The sequence below is a fragment of the Bacteroidota bacterium genome, assembly GCA_034439655.1.
In the GTDB taxonomy this organism is placed as follows: domain Bacteria; phylum Bacteroidota; class Bacteroidia; order UKL13-3; family UKL13-3; genus CANJUD01.
Genome location: JAWXAU010000140.1, coordinates 13,225 through 32,528 on the forward strand (window position 1 = coordinate 13,225; position 19,304 = coordinate 32,528).

Annotated in this window: 15 protein-coding genes and 1 tRNA gene; 6 read left to right on the forward strand and 10 right to left on the reverse strand. The window is 38.3% G+C overall.

Annotated features, from left to right (window positions below; translation table 11 throughout):
• The first annotated feature begins 41 nt into the window (after positions 1–41).
• Positions 42–386, forward strand: coding sequence for a helix-turn-helix transcriptional regulator (locus SGJ10_09965; protein ID MDZ4758444.1), 345 nt, complete (start codon positions 42–44; stop codon positions 384–386).
• Positions 386–1,678 carry a type II toxin-antitoxin system HipA family toxin gene (locus SGJ10_09970; GenBank protein MDZ4758445.1) on the forward strand — a complete coding sequence of 431 codons (1,293 nt, stop codon included), beginning with the start codon at positions 386–388 and terminating at the stop codon, positions 1,676–1,678. Before SGJ10_09965 ends, SGJ10_09970 begins: the two co-directional genes overlap by 1 nt.
• A 2-nt stretch (positions 1,679–1,680) precedes the next feature.
• Here the strand turns inward: SGJ10_09970 and SGJ10_09975 are convergent, their stop codons facing one another.
• The 10 genes from SGJ10_09975 to SGJ10_10020 all read right to left on the reverse strand — a co-directional run bounded on the left by SGJ10_09975 (position 1,681) and on the right by SGJ10_10020 (position 14,862).
• Entirely contained in the window at positions 1,681–1,959 is a 279-nt protein-coding gene (locus SGJ10_09975) for a 4a-hydroxytetrahydrobiopterin dehydratase (GenBank protein ID MDZ4758446.1), read from the reverse strand.
• Between the two features lie 68 nt (positions 1,960–2,027).
• Positions 2,028–2,969 carry a thioredoxin-disulfide reductase gene (trxB, locus tag SGJ10_09980; protein ID MDZ4758447.1) on the reverse strand — a complete coding sequence of 314 codons (942 nt, stop codon included), beginning with the start codon at positions 2,967–2,969 and terminating at the stop codon, positions 2,028–2,030.
• A 78-nt stretch (positions 2,970–3,047) separates the two neighbouring features.
• Positions 3,048–3,704, reverse strand: a complete 657-nt coding sequence (gene fsa, locus SGJ10_09985; GenBank protein MDZ4758448.1) for a fructose-6-phosphate aldolase — start codon at positions 3,702–3,704, stop codon at positions 3,048–3,050.
• A 194-nt stretch (positions 3,705–3,898) separates the two neighbouring features.
• The gene (locus tag SGJ10_09990; GenBank protein MDZ4758449.1) at positions 3,899–6,997 is read right to left on the reverse strand and encodes a T9SS type A sorting domain-containing protein; all 3,099 of its coding nucleotides are present in this window, start codon (positions 6,995–6,997) and stop codon (positions 3,899–3,901) included.
• Between the two features lie 172 nt (positions 6,998–7,169).
• Positions 7,170–8,495 (reverse strand): T9SS type A sorting domain-containing protein, encoded by a 1,326-nt coding sequence (locus tag SGJ10_09995; protein ID MDZ4758450.1) that lies wholly within the window; start codon positions 8,493–8,495, stop codon positions 7,170–7,172.
• Positions 8,496–8,561: 66 nt separating this feature from the next.
• Positions 8,562–9,683, reverse strand: a complete 1,122-nt coding sequence (locus tag SGJ10_10000) for a glycosyltransferase (protein ID MDZ4758451.1) — start codon at positions 9,681–9,683, stop codon at positions 8,562–8,564.
• 13 nt (positions 9,684–9,696) lie between these two features.
• Entirely contained in the window at positions 9,697–11,553 is a 1,857-nt protein-coding gene (asnB, locus tag SGJ10_10005) for an asparagine synthase (glutamine-hydrolyzing) (GenBank protein MDZ4758452.1), read from the reverse strand.
• Between the two features lie 30 nt (positions 11,554–11,583).
• Positions 11,584–13,251, reverse strand: a complete 1,668-nt coding sequence (locus tag SGJ10_10010; GenBank protein MDZ4758453.1) for a helix-hairpin-helix domain-containing protein — start codon at positions 13,249–13,251, stop codon at positions 11,584–11,586.
• 149 nt (positions 13,252–13,400) lie between these two features.
• A complete protein-coding gene (locus SGJ10_10015; GenBank protein MDZ4758454.1) occupies positions 13,401–14,144 on the reverse strand; it encodes an ABC transporter ATP-binding protein in 744 nt (247 codons plus the stop codon).
• Positions 14,145–14,412: 268 nt separating this feature from the next.
• Positions 14,413–14,862, reverse strand: coding sequence for a type I restriction enzyme HsdR N-terminal domain-containing protein (locus SGJ10_10020; GenBank protein ID MDZ4758455.1), 450 nt, complete (start codon positions 14,860–14,862; stop codon positions 14,413–14,415).
• A gap of 17 nt (positions 14,863–14,879) precedes the next feature.
• Here SGJ10_10020 and holA point away from each other — a divergent pair, with 17 nt between their 5' ends.
• The 4 genes from holA to SGJ10_10040 all read left to right on the forward strand — a co-directional run bounded on the left by holA (position 14,880) and on the right by SGJ10_10040 (position 19,202).
• Positions 14,880–15,908 carry a DNA polymerase III subunit delta gene (gene holA, locus SGJ10_10025; protein ID MDZ4758456.1) on the forward strand — a complete coding sequence of 343 codons (1,029 nt, stop codon included), beginning with the start codon at positions 14,880–14,882 and terminating at the stop codon, positions 15,906–15,908.
• 91 nt (positions 15,909–15,999) lie between these two features.
• Positions 16,000–17,925 carry a T9SS type A sorting domain-containing protein gene (locus SGJ10_10030; GenBank protein MDZ4758457.1) on the forward strand — a complete coding sequence of 642 codons (1,926 nt, stop codon included), beginning with the start codon at positions 16,000–16,002 and terminating at the stop codon, positions 17,923–17,925.
• Between the two features lie 168 nt (positions 17,926–18,093).
• Positions 18,094–18,168, forward strand: a tRNA-Val gene (locus SGJ10_10035).
• Positions 18,169–18,392: 224 nt separating this feature from the next.
• Positions 18,393–19,202, forward strand: a complete 810-nt coding sequence (locus SGJ10_10040; GenBank protein MDZ4758458.1) for a hypothetical protein — start codon at positions 18,393–18,395, stop codon at positions 19,200–19,202.
• Positions 19,203–19,304 lie beyond the last annotated feature (102 nt).

The window sequence follows — 19,304 nt, forward strand, 5'->3', positions numbered from 1 at the left end:
AGACAAATTAATGGTTTACCTTTGTATGAAAGAAATAAACCATGGAAAAAAAAGCTCCCAACTGGTATGCATTAAGCGATATAGCTATTATGGAAATGATAGGGAAATATATTCAAGAAACACGCTTACAGCAACGCAAAACACAGACTGAGGTAGCCAAAGCTGCTGGTATAAATCGTTCAACTTTAAGTCAGATAGAAAAGGGTGGGGGAACTATCATCACATTCATTCAAATAATTAGAGTTTTGCATAAGTTAGATATTATGGAAATTTTTGAACTACAAAGTATCGAAAGTCCTTTGCAGTTAGCCAAATTGGAAAAGAACAAACGACAACGTACTCGCACTAAAAAGACTATTGGCAAACAAACCAAAAGCACTTGGTAATGATTAATACAGCTACTATAAATATATGGGGCAAACAAGTGGGGGCTATTGCTTGGAATAGCGATACAAATATTGCTTCATTTGAATATGATCCTGACTTTTTAAAAAACCAATGGGATTTATCACCCTTGAAAATGCCCCATACGCAAGCAGAAAATAAAATATATTCATTTAATGAATTACGCGACAGTAATACTTTTAAAGGCATACCCGGATTGATAGCAGATGTAATGCCCGATAAATATGGTAATACTTTAATTAATGCATGGTTGGCACAGCGAGGCCGCCCCAGCGATAGTATGAATCCTGTGGAAATTCTATGTTTTGTAGGTAAGCGGGGAATGGGTGCTTTAGAATTTGAACCAACAGTGCCCAAAGGTAATAATACAGCTTCCAAAATAGAATTAGATAGTCTTATAAATACAGCACAGCAAATACTTTCAAGCAAAGAACAATTTGGAGCGAACTTAGAAAAAGATGAAGAAAAAGCATTGCTTGATATATTGAAAATAGGCACGTCAGCAGGCGGGGCAAGGGCAAAAGCTGTAATCGCATATAATCCATTAACAAACGAGGTAAGATCGGGACAGGCTGATGCACCTGAGGGGTTTAGCCATTGGCTTATTAAATTCGATGGGGTAGCAGATGCCCAGTTGGGAACGGCATCAGGTTATGGTAAAGTAGAGATGGCATATCATTTAATGGCAGTCGATTGCGGAATTGAGATGACTGAATGCAGGATTATTGAAGAGAATAACCGTGCACATTTCATAACGAAACGGTTTGACCGAACTGCGGAAAATAAAAAAATACATTTGCAAAGTTTTTGTGCCTTGACCCATTATGATTTTCAAGATATATATAGTTATTCCTATGAACAAATTTTTGAAACCATGAGAGTTCTTCATTTGCCATACCTGCAAGCGGAACAATTATATAGGCGAATGGTGTTTAATGTGCTTGCCCGCAATTGTGATGATCATACCAAAAACTTTGCATTCATGATGGACAAAGATGGCGTTTGGAAACTTTCTCCTGCTTATGATATTTGCCATGCTTACAGACCGGGTAGTGCTTGGGTAAGTCAGCATGCTTTGAGTATGAATGGAAAAAGAACAGATATCAATCGTGATGATTTATTATCAGTAGCCAAACAAATGAATATAAAAAAGGCGAACACTATCATCAATCAAATATATGATGTCGTTCAAAAATGGCCTGAATATGCCGAAAAAACTAGCGTGAATACAAAACTTTTGAAAGCGATTTATCAAACTTTGATAAAAGTATGATATTATAATACTTTCTCAATCTCGGCTGCCAATTCAAAATCCTTGTCAGTAAGGCCACCTGCACTATGTGTGCTTAATCTGATATCAACTTTATTATATACATTTGACCATTCAGGATGATGGTCTTTTTTCTCGGCCGCTAGGCCAACCCGCACCATAAAAGCCAATGCCTCGCTAAAGTTTTTGAAAGTGAATTTCTTTTCAATGCCTTTTTTGTTGTACTTCCAATCTTTTAGTTTATCAAGGAATGGTTTTGCTGATTTTTCATTATAAGTTGCCATGGTAGTATTTATTGATATATTAGTATAGCAAATGTAATACTTTTTCCTAGGTTTATTACAATATAATATTATGCTTGGTGCATCTTCGCACTCAAATAACGCTCCGCGTCCAATGCAGCCATGCAGCCAGTGCCAGCAGCAGTTACCGCTTGTCTGTAAATTTTGTCTTGAGCATCGCCGCAAGCAAAAACGCCTTCTACATTGGTATGTGTGCTATCGGTTTTTGTTATAATATATCCCGTTTCATCCATTTCTATCCAAGGTTTAAAAATATCGGTATTGGGTGTATGTCCGATGGCTACAAAAAAGCCACCGATTTCCACCTCACGAGTTTCACTTGTTTTATTGTTTTTAATTCGCAAACCTGTTACAGCTTTATCGCCCAATACTTCATCAGTATCGGTATTAAATAATACTTCGATATTGGGTGTATTCATAACTCTATGTTGCATAGCTTTTGATGCACGGAAATTATCTCCACGCACTAACATATATACTTTACTACAAATTTTTGATAGATAACTTGCTTCTTCGCAAGCGGTATCTCCACCTCCCACAATAGCTACAGGCTGGCCTTTGAAAAAAAATCCGTCGCACACTGCACATGCCGATACACCCGAGCCATTGAGCCTTGTTTCGCTAGGAATTCCTAACCAACGAGCACTTGCACCGGTACTTATAATAACCGTGGCGGCAGACATTTGTGTAGTATCGTCCACCGTTATTATATAAGGTGGTTTTCCTGATGAAAAATCAACTGCAGTTACAAGCCCAAATCGAACATCAGTTCCCAATCGCACGGCTTGTGCTTTAAATAGTTCCATCATTTCAGGCCCCATAATTCCATTGGGGTAACCAGGATAATTTTCTACATCGGTGGTAATGGTAAGTTGGCCACCAGGCTGCATACCTTCATATACAACAGGTTTCATATCTGCCCTAGCGGCATATATTGCAGCGGTATAGCCGGCAGGGCCGCTACCTATAATCAAACATTCTATGTGTTCCATAATTTAGTAATAAATATAATTTAGTTGCCAATAAATATTATAATGTTGCAACTTGTCAAGTTCAATAATATAAGTTTATTAGTCATTAACCTTATGATGGTCGGCCAAAAACTTTTGCAGTCCGATATCGGTAAGCGGGTGCTTCAATAATTGTAAGATGGGCTCTAAAGGAGCAGTAATAACATGTGCACCTACTTCGGCACATCGAATTATATGCACAGGATTGCGAATACTTGCTGCCAATATTTCTGTTTGGAATCCTTGCACGGCATATATACCCGCTAATTGTGCTATCAATTGTATCCCATCATAGCTAATATCATCGAGCCTGCCAATGAAGGGTGATATATAACTTGCTCCTGCTTTGGCTGCTAATATGGCTTGACCTGCACTAAATACCAAAGTACAATTGGTCCGAATACCCACATTGCTGAAATGCCTGATGGCTTTTAATCCTTCTAAAGTCATAGGTACTTTTACTACGATCTTCTCATCGATGGCAGCGAGTTCTTCACCTTCGGTAATAATTGTTGCCAACTCAGTGGCTATCACTTCAGCACTAATGTCGCCTGCCACCAAGTTGCAGATGGCTTTGTAGTGTTTAATTGCATTGGCCTTGCCTTTTATGCCTTCTTTGGCCATGAGACTAGGGTTAGTAGTTACCCCATCCAATATGCCCAATGATTGTGCTTCGGCTATCTGGTCAAGGTTTGCGGTGTCAATAAAAAATTTCATATATTATAGTTATAAAGTTCTTGTAATAAATATTTTTTAGTTGGGTGCAATTATATAACACCGAACAAAGCATAAAAGTTTAGGCAAATTACGACTTGATAGCACCGAATAGCATCCACCAATTTTCAACAAAAAACAAAAGCCGCCCTTTTTTAGGAGGACGGCTTTGCAAAATTTTGTAATGGCTAAATATATTATCTAATAACTTGTACTTTCTCTCTCCAAAGTTTGTTGCCCGATTTTACGCTGAGCAAATACAAACCTTCGGGTTGTGTTCCCAAATCTATATTGGTTAAACCATTTAAAGTATTATATGTTTGGTTTAAAACAACTCTTCCAGTCATATCAGTTATTTGAATGATTGAACTATTGGGACAGTTTAAGCTCAAAGCGAATGACCCAACATTTGGATTGGGTATTACCTGTGCTTTTTCAACACTAATGGTTTCAATTCCATTATTGGTAAAGCTTACCAATTGCGATTTTGCAATGCAACCATTGGCATCTGTGACTTCAACCATATAAAAACCAGTTTGCCATCCATATATAAATTGGTTATTGCTATTGGCAATAGGTTGGCCATTCAAATACCATTGATAACTTGTTGCGGTTACCGTGCAGGCCAAATTATTTACATTTATTACGATGCCCGGAGTGGCAGGTGCAGAATAGGGTGTAACTGCAACAGCAGTAGTGGTGTCAATACATTTATTTAAAATTATATAAACCAAATACGAACCAGAAGTAGTAACATCAAGCATACTATTGGTGGCACCACTTATTTTGGTTCCATTCATTTCCCATTGATAGGTAGAACCAGCATCCGCCGAAACAGCATTTAGAGTCACCGTATCATTGGGGCAAAAACCTGCAGTTGGGCTAGGCGTGATAGCAGCATTTTCGTTAATAAAAGTGAGTACCGTATCTTTTGAAAAATTAGAACACCCATTTGCCATCACTTCTACTTTATAATCGCCGCTTTTTGTTATTGCAATAAATCTTGTTGTGCCATTAGGAACAGGGATTGTTCCATCATACCATTGGTAGGTTGTGCTTGGCCCTCCTCCCTGGGTACCTAAAAATACAGTGTTACCTTTGCATAAATAATTCTGCCCAGCAGGATACACTACCTGCAACGGGGCTTGAGTACCATTGGGTGCATTAACCACGATATTATTTGAAAGTACTGTGCAACCTGCAGGGGTGCTAATTAGCATGCGGTACGAACCACCTAATTTAGCATAATACTGATCGGTATTTGCATTGTTAAGTGATTGCGTATTACGTTGCCACTGATAAGTCCAAGTAGAGTTTGTATCTGATGTTAAAAGCACAGAATCGCCAAGGCAGAAAGTGGTTGATCCAGTTGCTTTGATAGTGACAGTGGGCGATTGTATAGTTGTTAAAGTTACTTTTGATGACATCTTTTTGCATCCAAAGCTATTTACTTCAACAGTATAATCACCAGCCTGTTTAGCATAGTACAATGTTGAGTTTGTATAATTTGCTGATTGTGCAGTACCATTCAAATACCATTTATATGTATAACCATTTCCAGCATTTGATGTAAGCACTATACTGTCTCCAGTGCAAAACTGTGTGGCAGGTGCCGAAATACTTGCCGATGGGGGAGTGCCCACATTCACAGTTACTTTTACTGAACTTTGAGAACAACCTTGGGCATTGGAAATAGTAACATCGTAAGTACCAGCAGCATTTATTGTAATAGATATATTTGTATCATTGTTAATAGGTGAACCATTTAAATTCCATTGATAAGAAGTTGAACCGTTAGCGGCTGTCAAGGTAACTGAATCGCCTGAGCAAAAATCTGTGGGACCACTTGCAGTAACTTTTGAACTTATGCCCGGGCAACCAGAAAATTCCGCAACATAAATATCACTTTGGTCGACGGCGGTAATAGATTGGCTGCCAAAGGTAGCCTTAGTACCCGAAGTTCCAGTTCCATTAAACGAACCTGTTATATATTGTTTTCCCTTACCTGTAGCTAATATATCTCTACAATCATCGACAAAGGCACTTCCTACTCCCAAGGCCCATTGCAAGTTGAATGATGTGTCAATCGCACAAACAAAAACATCGTTACCACCTAGAGAGGTTAAAGTATTTGAACCTATGGATGCTGTACCGTTGAAATTACCAGCAATATATATATTACCATCACTTGAAGCACTCATTTTTTGAATGGCATCACCTTGCGAACCACCATAGTTCGTTGCCCACTGTACTGATAAATTACTATCAAAACAAGCTATAAAAGCATCCTGTGCTTGTGGGGTAAGTGTATAGGAACCAAAGGCGATACTGTTATTTCCGCCATTAGCAGCAGCTTGGTTAAAAGCACCACCTACATATATTCGTCCATCAATACCAATGGTAACGGCATTGGCAAAGTCATTCTGCCTGCTCCCTGTTGTGTAAACGCTGTTTAAATTTCCTTTTTGATCCAAAACAGCGACGAAAATATCGGCTCCGCCTTTTGAAACTTTGTAACCATTGCCGAAATTAACCGAATCGGAAAATTGCCCGACAACATAAAGGTTACCTGATTTATCAAAAGTCAAATCATTTGCACTTTCACCTTGAAAATTAGCACTACCACCACCTACTGCCCATTTCCAGTTACCACTGTTGTTTATTTTGGCAGCGAAAAAATCACCTCTGCCAACACCATTTAAAGTTATATTTCCAAAAGTGGCATTGGCATTTGAAGGTGGGTTGCCACCACCAACTAGATTATAATAACCACATATATATATATCATCACTTTGGTCAAGCACAATTCTCACTGCCCTTTCATTATTTGTTGAGCCTGCAGACTTTGCCCATTGCAAGGTACCTGAACTATTATACATTGCCACAAATAAATCTGTACCACCAGCACTTGTTAGGCTAACAGAATTAGCTCCTGTGCCAAATGTACACGTACTACTATATAAGCCACATACATATAAATTACCACTGGCATCGATGGTAATTCCGTAGCCACGGTCATCTCCCTTACCTCCTGCGTTAACCGCCCATTGTGGAGTGCCTGTGGAATCTAATTTGGTGAGGTAGATATCGTTACTTCCTTGGTTGGTAAGCGATGTAGAACCGAAAGATATATTTCCTGTATACCATCCCATTGTATAAGTATTGCCATTGGCATCTGCCGCTATGCTAGATCCCGCATCATTTGTAGAGCTTCCGAAATCTTTCGCCCATTTTACAGTTTGAGCATTACTGTTAAACCCCCATAACAGGAGCAGTATGTAAATTATTTTCTTCATTTTTTAAATTGGTTTTTTTATATGTTTACGTTTAAAATGAAAAAAGGGTGGGGCAAATTCACTTATCTCCCAAAAATTCCTATATAAATTACTTACACACTTGTAAAACCCTCTTTGTATTTAATAGACAACAAAACTGGAATAGGTTGGATAAAATAAATGTATATTAAAGTTATTCGACTTTAATAAGTTGACTTTCAGTAAATTTATTTGATTTTATTTGCACGATATACATTCCAGGGGTTAAGTTATTAACTTCTATTTCTGTTTGTGTGCAATTAGAAAAATTCTGGGTCATTACTTTTCTACCAGTGAGGTCATATAACTCGATTTCAATTTTTTCTAGCATTTGACTGAAACGAACATATAACTTATCGATTGATGGATTGGGATATAATAAAAAATTATTTGTTCCTACCGCATCTTCGATACCTGCAAGTTTCGATGCACTTATATAATTCGATTTGGTGCGGGTTGATGTGCCAGCATTGTTAGCTACAATAAGTTTGATGTTATAGTTACCAAATGTATCGAACACTACTGATATGTTTTTGTTTCCTGCATTACTGCCATTGATATAGTGGAATTTGCTGGGCGTAATATCCCAAATATAGGAGGTAGGGGTATTAGTACTTTTATCTATAATGTTAACGGGTTGCCCTGCCAATATATTGGTCTTGTCAGCCTGGAAATCAGCCACAGGTTTAATGTCTCTTTTATTATCCCTAAATTTTACTGAGGAAATAGCAAAGGTATTAAACACTTCTGTTCCATCAATTTGAAGAATCGGTATTTTTTCTCCATTGGTCAACCATTTATATTCATATCGAGTACCAGGAATACCAAATGAAAAATTGGATACTTTAATGGAGTCGATGTAGGTGATTTTAGATTTAACACGAACACAATCAAAATTCCCATAAGGCGTGGTAAGACTTCCCCATCCGTCAACAGTGTTTACACGGGTTCCAAATTCTTTAAAACTAATAGGCAAAGTACCTGTGGGGTCACTTAATGCAAATGCATATTCATTGGAATCGATATCTCCATAGTTCAAAGGGAATTTATATATAATATCTTCTTTGGTAAAATTGGCAGGCAAGGGTATTTTGCTATAGGTAAACCCACGGCCCACAATACTCCATTTGTCTTTGTTCTTTTTATAAAAATCATAGATATCATAAAAAGTAGCGATAAACAAATTCAAAGAATCTTGTGTTTTGAGACCGATGGTATTGAAAAAATAAAGGAGATACGACGTTTGTAAGGAACTTTTAAAGTTATATACATCTTGAGTGGTAGGTACCAACTTAGAAAAATCCCAAGTTTGGTTCGACCCAGTTTTTGTTGCAGAAAATCCAGTATTCTGAGCTTGAGCAATAGTATATATAATTTGATCGCCATTGGAAGGCATATCACTTTGCGTAATCGTGATTTGAGCTTTTGCAAGGTTAACAATCGCAAAAAATAATATTGATACTTTGACTGTTTTTAACATATTTTAGTTTTGGATAATCATGAAAAGGAAGTGCAATTAACGCTTTTTTTTTTAATTATCCAAATGTCAGCCAAGAATTTTACAATAAAGTGTTTCGTGTCTTTTTACTTCAATATCAATTGTATAGCTTGAATTGACCAATGACGATTGCTTTGCAACTATCTTGTTTAACTCACTTTCCGCCAAATTTAATAACCAATCAAGCTTTAGTGCCAAGCTAACTGAATCGGACTCTTGAAACATTTGAGCGGGCAAAGTTTTTAATTGGTCTCTTATTCCATACACATCGCTAGCAATGCAGGGTAAGCCCACTGCCATAGCCTCCAAAAGTGCAACAGGGCTTCCTTCGCCCAAATTGGTAGTAGGTAGGATGAAATAATCGGAGCAGTTCAATAATTCATTTACGTTCATCCGTTTGCCAATCAAATAAACCCTTTCAGAAAGGCCCTTTTCTACTATTATACTTTTTAATTTTTCGGCATATTCATTTCTGTCGTCACCTATTATAAATACTACAGAATTTATATGTTTGTCTTTAATAGAATGAAAACCTTCAATCAGATATTCTATTCCTTTGCGGGGAACTAAATTGGCAACTGTAGTAATTATTTTTGTACCTGAATTTAGTTTGAATTCCTTTTTCAGAAGATTCTCATGCAATGTTATTTTTTTGAACTCACCAGTATTTACACCCCTATGTAAAAGCATGGTTTTATTATTCCCACCCTTAAAAAAATCCTGCATCATATCATTATTTTGCACGGCAATGCCGTGGGCCAGCATCGTGCGAAAACGCCAACCATTACCGCCCCAGCTCATATTTTTTTTGGTAAATATCCACTTGGCACCGCCCAATCTACATGCAAGTGCTTCATAATAATCGTCGGAATAATTGAAGGAATGCACCAAATCGAACTTGTGCTTTTTAATGAAACGCGAAACTTTCCATGCATGCAAAATTGATTTAACTCTACTAGGTCTACCTTTTAATAAATAAGGATAAACATGCACAGGGACACCACTATTTTTAACCGTTTCAAAAAATTTTCCGCTATCGTTTATACAACATAAATGCGGCTCAAATAGATTCTTATCAAGCCGCAAAGCTATATTGAGCATGGCTTTCCCACTTCCAGCCGTATCGAAATTGGGGATGGTGAAAAGAATTTTGTAAGGTTTTTTTGGCATTTAATATATTATCTCAATTTATTTTGGCATGACTCATAGCCAGTGCATACAAAGTAAATATAGGCCATTTCAAATCTGCTTTTTTCGATTTGTGTACGTTCAATATATTCTGTAGTTTTTCTTTGTCTATATCAAATGTGGAAATAAAATTATCCGACAACAAAGTGTCATACACGGGTTGTTTTAATTGCTCACGCAGCCATTTGTCTAAAGGCACGGAGAAACCACGTTTAAACTTATCGTGAGGCGTATGCCCCGTTTTATTTCTCAATAATGTTTTCAATAATTCTTTTTTCTTTTGGTCTTTGCAGCTCAAATAGGGGTCGATAGTCAAAGCTTTTTCTATAAAACTTTTCTTTAAAAATGGAACACGTACTTCCAAAGAATTCTCCATGCTCATGCGGTCCACCTTGGCTAAAGTCTTTTGCATCATCCCATAAAATTCAGCCTTCGCCATCCGCAAAAGCAATTCTTTTTCACTCCCTTTGTCATCATAGTTATAAGCATCGAATAGGGGAGAGAAGTTGGTGTTTTTAAGTTCGGGAAATATATTATCAATATCGGTTGTATGGAAACGGCTATGCAAATGTGCATGAGCTTCTGCCATCGTATCGAATAGGAAATTGCTATTGATATTTTTATTGTTGGTAAACATTTTATCAGTAGCATAAGCCATATACCGCAATTTTTTGGGAATGAAATTGAATTTGCGGTTTTTCAGCAACGACCAAAATCTTTCATAACCATAAAAAAGTTCATCTCCGCCATCGCCCGAGAGGGCTACTGTTACCTGCTTACGGGCATGGTTACATACTAGCCAAGTAGGTATTACCGAAAAATCTGCAAGAGGTTCTTTAATGCCTTGCATCACCTGTTCTAAATATATAGCTGCCTTGTCGGAGTCCATCATATCCAGCAAAAACTCAGTCTTGAATTTTTCTGCATAATAGCGAGCATCCTCACTCTCATCATGCTTTTTGCTATCGCTTCCTATAGAAAAAGTCTTTAAGGTTCCAGTAGTTTTCTTACTTGCATAGCTTACAATAAGTGGCGAATCAATACCACCTGAAAGGAAGGCCCCGAGTGGTACATCGCTCAGCATTTCATCACTAACAGCTTGCTTTAAAGATTCATTAATAATCTCCAATGCTTCTTTTTTATTATCAATAGTTGATTCTATATGGTTAGGAAATTCCCAATATATTTTCTTCGAAACAATACCACCTTTATCAAATATAATAATCTCACCCGGCCTTAACTGATGCGTACCTTGGTGCAAGCCCAATGGTGCAGGAACATAGTGCCATTTAAGATAAGTCTTTAATACTTCTTTATCGTAAGAAGCACCCTTAATAAGTGGGTGCAAAGCTACTTGGTCGTATTGACTGGCAAAAACCACATTGTTATTTTTGAACCCATAAAACACAGGTTTTATTCCTGCAAAATCTCGGGCCAAATATAGTTTTTCTGAAGGTGTATGAAAAGCAGCAATTCCAAACATGCCATCCAATTTTTCAATAGCTTTTTCAAATCCATATTCATCAATACAGCATAAAATAGTTTCTGTATCACTGTGAGATTTGAAGGTGTATTTATTCGCAGGAAGCTGTGCTCGCAATTCTAAATGATTATATATTTCGCCATTGAATACCATTACCCAATCATTCTTATGGCTGTGCATCGGCTGATTGCCGGCTTCGCTTAAATCTATAATTGCTAAGCGTCTAAAACCGAGACTGCACATTCGCCCGTCACACCAATAACCATCGGAGTCGGGGCCACGTTTTGCTGCCAGATTATTTAACTGAATAAATTCTCCTTTTGGCGTAAGTTTGAAGTTGGGAAGAAACTCCCCGAAGATTGCACACATAGATACTGCAAATATATATGTGAATTAATATTAAATTTGATGTTTGCCTTTAAAATATTTTTCCAATTCTTCTCTGCCAAGTGCGTTCAAAGTGAAGTCTTTTGTTAAGCCTCCTTTACGAGCTGAGTTCACACCGTACTGCATATCATGTAATCCTTCTTTTTTATGGGCATCGGGATTGATACTAACTGGAACAGACTTCTCCATACAGTAATAAAGCCATCGCCAATCTATGTCAAGTCTGTAGGGGTGAGCATTAAGCTCTATTGCGACACCATTAGCAGCACATGCATCTATAATCAATTTATGGTCGATTGGATACCCTGGGCGTGACAAAAGTAACCTTCCGGTAGGGTGACCTAAAATATTTGTATAAGGATTTTCGATGGCTTTAAGCAAACGCATATTTGCTTTTTCCTCATTCATTTTTAAATTTTGATGCACTGAGGCTACAATAAAATCGAAGGTAGCTAACACATCATTATTATAATCCAATGAACCATCGCCCAATATATCACTTTCTATCCCTTTAAATATTTTAAACGGTGCCAGCTCCTTGTTCAATTGATCAATTTCTATATGTTGTTGTTGCACACGTTCTATCTCTAATCCTTTAGCATAAACTGCTGTTCGGCTATGGTCGCATATACCGAAGTATTCATAGCCCAGTTCTTTGCAATATAATGCCATTTCCCTAAGCGAATGCTTGCCATCGCTATAAGTGCTGTGATTGTGCAAAATCCCTTTTAAGTCGCTTAGCTCTATAATTTTTCCGCCTTTTTTAGTTAACTCAATTTCAAGTTCACCTTCACGCATTTCTGGAATGATATAAGGCAGATTCAGATTACTATATACAGTTGTCTCGTCCACTTCTTTATCGGCAAGCGAAGTATATCCTATTTTGTTTAAATGCTCAGGCGTGGCAGTGGTTTCAAATAGTATTCGTTCGTAATTATAATCTGCACATTTATATATAATAGCAGGGTAGGAGCCCAATATATTAAATTGTATATAGGCATCTTGTTCGTCTTCAACTTCCAGTTGTGGCAGCTCTTGCAAATACTCTGAAAGATATTCTTCATTAGCAATACAAACCCATTCAAATAATTCCACTACATCACATTTGCGGCGAACTTGGCCAGATATTGTTATAGTTTCAAACGCATTTGTTTGTTCTAATAATGCTTGTATTTCATTCGCAACTTGCTCGGCAGTTACATAATGAAGTTTGCCCGTATTGCTCGCAATGAAATTAATTCCTTCTATAATAGTTTGCTGTGTTTTTTCACCAAATCCTTTGTGCTGCGAAAGTCTATTTTCATTACAAGCATATAATAGCTCGCCGACAGATTCTATGCCCAGTTCTTGCCAAATCTGTCTTACTTTTTTAGGGCCAATACCTTTTATATTGAGCATATCCATCACACCTACAGGCGTTGCTGCATGTAGGTCTTGAAGGTCTTTGAAAGAACCTGTTTGATTTATTTCATTAATTTTTGAAGCCAAGCTTTTCCCTACACCTTCTACTTTTTCCAATGCAGAAATATCCAATTCAGATAAATCTGTAGCGAGCTTATCAATACGATAAGAAGCACCTGCATAGCTTTTTACTTTGAATGGATCTTTGCCATGCAGGTCCATCAACTGACTATATAGTTTCAGTTGGTCGGCTATGGAATCGCTTGAAATCTTTGGCACCGGATATTTAATGAATGAATGAGGTTTGATTTAATTATTTATAATAGTTTGTCATGCTTTGTTATCCTGTCCGCCGCCGGTGGATGTCGAAGGATAATCGAAGCATAGTGTATAATAGGTCTTCGACAAACTCAGACTGAAAGCATTTGTCACACTTTGTCATCCTTAGTTTGTCGAAGGATTATCGAAGTGTTTATCTGCGACCGCTGCAGATTCTGTTCATCGCTCTCCACCACTCCGTCTCGTAGACGAACTACACGATAGGCAAATTTTGCTATATCTTCTTCGTGGGTAATCAGTATTACTGTATTTCCTTGTTGGTGTATCTCCTCGAACAAAGCCATAATCTCCATACTGGTTTTGGTATCGAGGTTACCTGTGGGTTCGTCGGCAAGTATAATAGCAGGATTGTTGACCAATGCCCTAGCTATTGCCACACGCTGGCGTTGCCCTCCGCTAAGCTCGTTTGGTTTGTGGTTCATGCGGTCTTCTAGCTTTACGTGTTTCAATACTTCTGTGGCTTTTTGTTCACGATCCTCCTTATTTTTACCTGCATATACCAGCGGCAAAGCCACATTGCCCAGTGCTGTTAAACGGGGCATGAGGTTAAATGTTTGGAACACGAAACCTATGTCTTTATTGCGTACTTCGGCAAGTTCGTTGTCATCCATTTTACTCACGTCGGTACCGTTAAGTATATAAGTCCCGCTTGTAGGCGTATCGAGGCAGCCCAGCATATTCATTAAGGTTGATTTGCCCGAGCCTGATGGCCCCATTAAAGCAACGTACTCGCCTTTGTTGATGACAAGGTTTACGCCTTTAAGTGCATGCACTTGCTCTTGCCCCACGGTGAAGGTCTTGGTGATTTCGGATATTTGTATAATAGGAGTCAAGGTAGTGGTTAATTGTTAAGGAGGGCAAATATAATATGAAAATGGGATTCAGGATTCAGGATTTGGGGGCTGACGCAGATATTATATAGGATAGTTTTGAGAGACAATTCTCCACATCGGTCGAATTTGCAATTCGTCCATCCTCTTATAGCGTTTGCAACGCGATGCAAAATCTAATATACCATTTCACTAGTGTCAGAGACGCAATAGGAATTCGAACAAATCACATTCGCCGTGGCGAATGCCCGATTGCTTACGCTAGATTCAGCTACCAACTATCATACCCCGGCACCCCATCCAAAAAAGTATATCCACCATCATTATTAAATGCACAACAAAAATGCTGTAGGCCATTGCTCACACATAAATAAGTAACGGGCAACTGTGTGCGGTAGCGGGCTGCTTGTTCAAATGTTTCGCGGCTTATCGGTATTGAGGGGGCTTTGCACTCAAGCAATAATGTGGGTAGTCCTTTATTATTATACACCACCACATCGGCACGTTTTTGCAAGCGGCCCAGTTTAAGTCCTGCCTCCACAGCTATAAGTGCAGCGGGCACTTTCAGCTCTTCTATCATATAATGTAGCCAATGTTGTCTTACCCATTCTTCGGGAGTGAGTGGGATAAATTTTTTTCGTATTGTGTCGTAAATCAGTTTTTTTTGCCCCCCAGTTACGGATTTCAATTCAAATTGATATTCGGGCAGATTGAGTTTCATTATTACACGGCAAATATATGGCAGCGGCAAAAACACCAGATACCGAAGGGCAATTTAAAACCATTATGCAAAATTTGCAGCAACGCAAGTTTGTGCCCGTGTATTTTTTGATGGGGGGCGAGCCGTTTTATATAGATAAGATAAGTAAATACTTAGAAGAACATATACTTACTGAGGGCGAACGCAGCTTTAACCAAACTATTGTTTATGGTCGTGATACCGATTGCAAGCAGATAGTAAATATGTGTAAACGCTACCCGATGATGGCCGATTACCAAGTGATAGTGGTGAAGGAAGCACAAAACCTAAAAGATACCGACAGCCTCATCCCTTATTTTGAAAACCCTTTGAAAAGTACTATACTGGTGATGTGTTGGAAAAGCGATAAGGTGGACAAACGTACCAAGTTTTATAAAGTAGTGAAGGAACTTCAAGTATTTGAGTCGCAGCCTGTAGCCGAATATAATTTAAGCAAATGGATTAACAGTTATATGCATGGTCGCCATTTGGTTATAGCTCCTCGCACCGCAGACTTGCTTGCCGCACATTTGGGTAGCGACCTTACCAAAATAGAAAACGAGATCGACAAAATTCTTATCAATAAACCCGGTGCAAAAGAAATAACCTCCGATGATATAGAAAAATATGTGGGTATTAGCAAAGAGTTCAATGTGTTCGAGTTGCAAAGTGCTATCGGGCAACGCAACTTAGCCAAAGCCATGAAAATAGTAAACAATATGGGGGAGGGGAGCAGCAGTAAAAACTCTATCATACCTACCATCAGTATATTATATGGATACTTTGCCAAACTATATACATTTCAGCACTTGCCCGACAAGGGTAATAACAGTGCTATCCAAGCACTCGGCGTCAATTATTATGGTATGGACGATTTTAAAAATGCAGGAAGAAATTATCCCAAAGGCAAAATAGAAAAAGTGATGGGGGTCTTGCTCAACTTCGATCTACGGGCAAAAGGCGTAAACGATACAGGCACAGCCGATAAGGAACTGTTCAAAGAAATGTTGGCCCAAATCATGACCTGATGCAACCATTCTTTGTCAAAAATTGTTTTACAGGTACAACTTTGAAATAAATGCCTTTGATTTGCATATCTAAAACCACTATTAACTAAACATGAAAAAATTATTTACACTATTTGCTATTATACCTATGATAGCATGGGGTCAAACACAGATTTTGCCAGCTCACAAATTCATTAAAATGACCCCCACAACAGATGCTGTTTTCCCAAACCCCGCACCTAAATCGACAACTTCCAACAAAACATCTTCAGCAAATTCGGCCGCAGGTTCTACCACTATTGGGCATACGGAATACGATTTACAATCGAATGCAGCAGTTGCCCGTCGTATTATCCAACTTCCGGGTAATAAGATATCTATAGTGTGGACCACAGCCAGCGATGCTTCGCCTTGGCCAAGCCGCGGAAGTGGTTACAATCATTATAATGGCACCACCTGGTTGCAAACAGATTTGAACCTTACCAAAAACAGAATTGAGAGCCAGCGTGTGGGATGGCCAAACCTTGGCGTAATTACCGAAAACGGAACTACACAAGAATTTGTACTGGCACACAATGTATCAACCACAGGATTGGCCGGTGGATTTATGTTCTCCAAAAATGGTGGTATCGGAAACGGTTCTTTCGCAGGTTCAGTAGTATTGGATGATACCTACAATGCAACTGTTTCTCCAGGCCCAATATGGGGACGCTCGGCAACCTTAAAAAACAAAATATTTTTGATAGGCACGTTCTCCGATTCAAATGCTACACAGCCAAAAACTTTTGTAAAATCAGGGGTTAGAGGACCAACGGTTTATTCTATATATGATGCAACTAGCAAAACATGGACAGTAAAAAATGAAACACTTCCCGGTTATGATTCGGTTCGCTATACTAGGGGAAATGGTGATGAATATGCAGTTGATGCAAACGACAATATCATTTCGTATGTTATTGGCGGCATAGCGGATGACCTTGCTTTGTGGAAATCGTCGGACGAAGGGCAGAATTGGACCAAAGTAATTATTGATTCTTTCAATAGAGCATTGCCTGTTCCCAATGGTTCTGATGTAATTTGTAATAATGGTTCAGTACATGTGATAGTTGACAAAAATGATATCACTCATGTATTCTATCCAATATTAGCGTTAAGCTACGATTCAATTACACTTACCGATACCGTACGTTATTACAAAACAAGTCCAACTATTAATGGAATCGTGCACTGGATGGATAAAATAGACCCTAATACGAATACTTATTATCCTGCAAGCATTATTGGTCAAGCTGTAGATATTGATGCCGACCAAGCACTCACTTTCCAAGCCAATGCAAGGAATCTGAATTATGGTGGTTATGGCCAGTCGCTCAATTTCTCTTCCACCAATGTAGTTAGTGCTGTAGTATCGCAGCCGTCAGCTTCTATTGATGATAGCGGTATTATATATGTTACCTATGTATCGTTGGTAGAACTTGATGAGAATACTGGCGACGAAGAAAACTTCCGTGATATATATTGTGTATATTCTCGCGACGGTGGTTTAACTTGGTCAACTCCGCTTAACATTACTAACACGATAGGTATTGAAGAATGCTATCCTGCACAAACCCGTTTGGCCGACAATAGTCTTCATATTACTTATCAAGAAAAAACTGACCCAGGTTCATTCGTTACCAGTGGAACCAATAATCCCTCTCAGACCTGTGATATCAAATATTGGGAATTACCTACCGCTTCTATCAAAAAAGGAAATGTAGGCATTGCAAAAGTGGAAAACAATTTGTTCTCAATCGGTCAGAACCAGCCCAATCCATTTAAAGAAATTACTTTTATTAACCTTGATATGAAACAAGCTGGCAAAGTAAATTTTGCCGTTACCAATTTGATAGGTCAACAAGTATATACTAACACATACAACTATAGTGCTGGTAAACAAACCATCGAGTTCAATGGTTCAAGTCTTGCCCCTGGCATTTATATATATACACTTGCTTCTAACGGTCAATCAACAAGCCGCAGAATGATTGTTAAATAGTGCGTGGCCGAAAACTCCTCTTTTTTAGTTCAAACACTAAATAAGAAATTACAATATATTAAAAAAGCTCGAACATACCTTGTTCGGGCTTTTTTAATGCCCTTCAAAAAAAATAAAAAATATATTTGTATCCATTGATATTAACCTTACTTTTGCAGTCCTAAAAATGGGGGCATAGCTCAGCTGGTTCAGAGCATCTGCCTTACAAGCAGAGGGTCACAGGTTCGAACCCTGTTGCCCCCACTTTTACACGTCAATAACAATACAGAAGCCGCAAACACTATAGTTTGCGGCTTTTTTGTTTAACAACCTTATTTACAAATAGACCCTTGGAGGTTTCTATATCGGTTACTCCCCATAAAAAGGGGCAACCGATATTTTACATAAACGTGTAAAACCTTACAACCACTCATTTTATTTTGTTTTTTATATTACAATTGCAGCCCTAAAACAAATCTTTAATCAAAATGATACAAAAACTTTCAATCCTATTTTGGCTCAACAAATCAAAAGCAAATTCCATTGGCTTTGCCCCTATAATGTGGCGTATTACTATTGATGGGGTGCGAAGTGGCAACTATAGCACTGGCAAGCGTATAAATTCGCAAGGCTGGGACAATAAAAAACAGCGGGCTACCTGTGTGATAGTGAACGGTAAAATAAAACAAATAGAACACGATTTAGATAAAAAATATTTGGAACTATATAATACAAACGGCTCAGTTGATGTGTTCACACTTTGCGACTATTATAATAAGAAAACAGATATAAACCCAAGCTTGCAAAACGTGTGCGAAGCTTATTTTATGCACCTACAGGACATGGGCGAAAAAAAGAAAATGGCAAGCGGCACGGTACGCAAATATAAAAACTATTATAATAATATTGCAAGCTATTTAATAAATGCACATAGCCACATAGCAGCCGAACAATTCGACCTAAAGCAAGCTGACTTGATGGATGCACATATAAAAAAAGGCAAGGGTTGCCAGCAGCTTAATGTAAATAAAATACTGCAATTTGTTTTCAATTCACTTGCACACGCCCGCGGGCTAGGCCGTATAAGTAAAAACCCATTAACGGGCTTGTGTTTTGCACCCATTGCGGCCAAGAAACCTACCTTCCTCACCAGCATAGAAATTGCCATGATACAAAACCACAAATTTGCAAGTACCAGGCTTCAGCATGTTGCCGATATGTTCCTATGGCAGTGCCACACGGGGCAAAGCTTTTTAGACTTTGCAAACTATCATAATAATACTAGACCTCTTTCATAATTTGATTCTAATAAATATAAAGGTTTGAAACACGAATTTTAAAACTTAGAATGCTGCCCTTTTTTATTTACAGCAGCCCGCTGCGGCGGGGTGGCAAAATAA

Bases quoted from the DNA above. Each gene is read 5' to 3' on its own strand.
- SGJ10_09995 (MDZ4758450.1), bottom strand. From the start codon at position 8,495: ATGTTAAAAACAGTCAAAGTATCAATATTATTTTTTGCGATTGTTAAC.
- SGJ10_09970 (MDZ4758445.1), top strand. From the start codon at position 386: ATGATTAATACAGCTACTATAAATATATGGGGCAAACAAGTGGGGGCT.
- asnB (MDZ4758452.1), bottom strand. From the start codon at position 11,553: ATGTGTGCAATCTTCGGGGAGTTTCTTCCCAACTTCAAACTTACGCCA.
- SGJ10_10040 (MDZ4758458.1), top strand. From the start codon at position 18,393: ATGATACAAAAACTTTCAATCCTATTTTGGCTCAACAAATCAAAAGCA.
- SGJ10_09990 (MDZ4758449.1), bottom strand. From the start codon at position 6,997: ATGAAGAAAATAATTTACATACTGCTCCTGTTATGGGGGTTTAACAGT.
- SGJ10_10000 (MDZ4758451.1), bottom strand. From the start codon at position 9,683: ATGCCAAAAAAACCTTACAAAATTCTTTTCACCATCCCCAATTTCGAT.
- SGJ10_10020 (MDZ4758455.1), bottom strand. From the start codon at position 14,862: ATGAAACTCAATCTGCCCGAATATCAATTTGAATTGAAATCCGTAACT.
- trxB (MDZ4758447.1), bottom strand. From the start codon at position 2,969: ATGGAACACATAGAATGTTTGATTATAGGTAGCGGCCCTGCCGGCTAT.
- SGJ10_09975 (MDZ4758446.1), bottom strand. From the start codon at position 1,959: ATGGCAACTTATAATGAAAAATCAGCAAAACCATTCCTTGATAAACTA.
- holA (MDZ4758456.1), top strand. From the start codon at position 14,880: ATGGCAGCGGCAAAAACACCAGATACCGAAGGGCAATTTAAAACCATT.
- fsa (MDZ4758448.1), bottom strand. From the start codon at position 3,704: ATGAAATTTTTTATTGACACCGCAAACCTTGACCAGATAGCCGAAGCA.
- SGJ10_09965 (MDZ4758444.1), top strand. From the start codon at position 42: ATGGAAAAAAAAGCTCCCAACTGGTATGCATTAAGCGATATAGCTATT.
- SGJ10_10030 (MDZ4758457.1), top strand. From the start codon at position 16,000: ATGAAAAAATTATTTACACTATTTGCTATTATACCTATGATAGCATGG.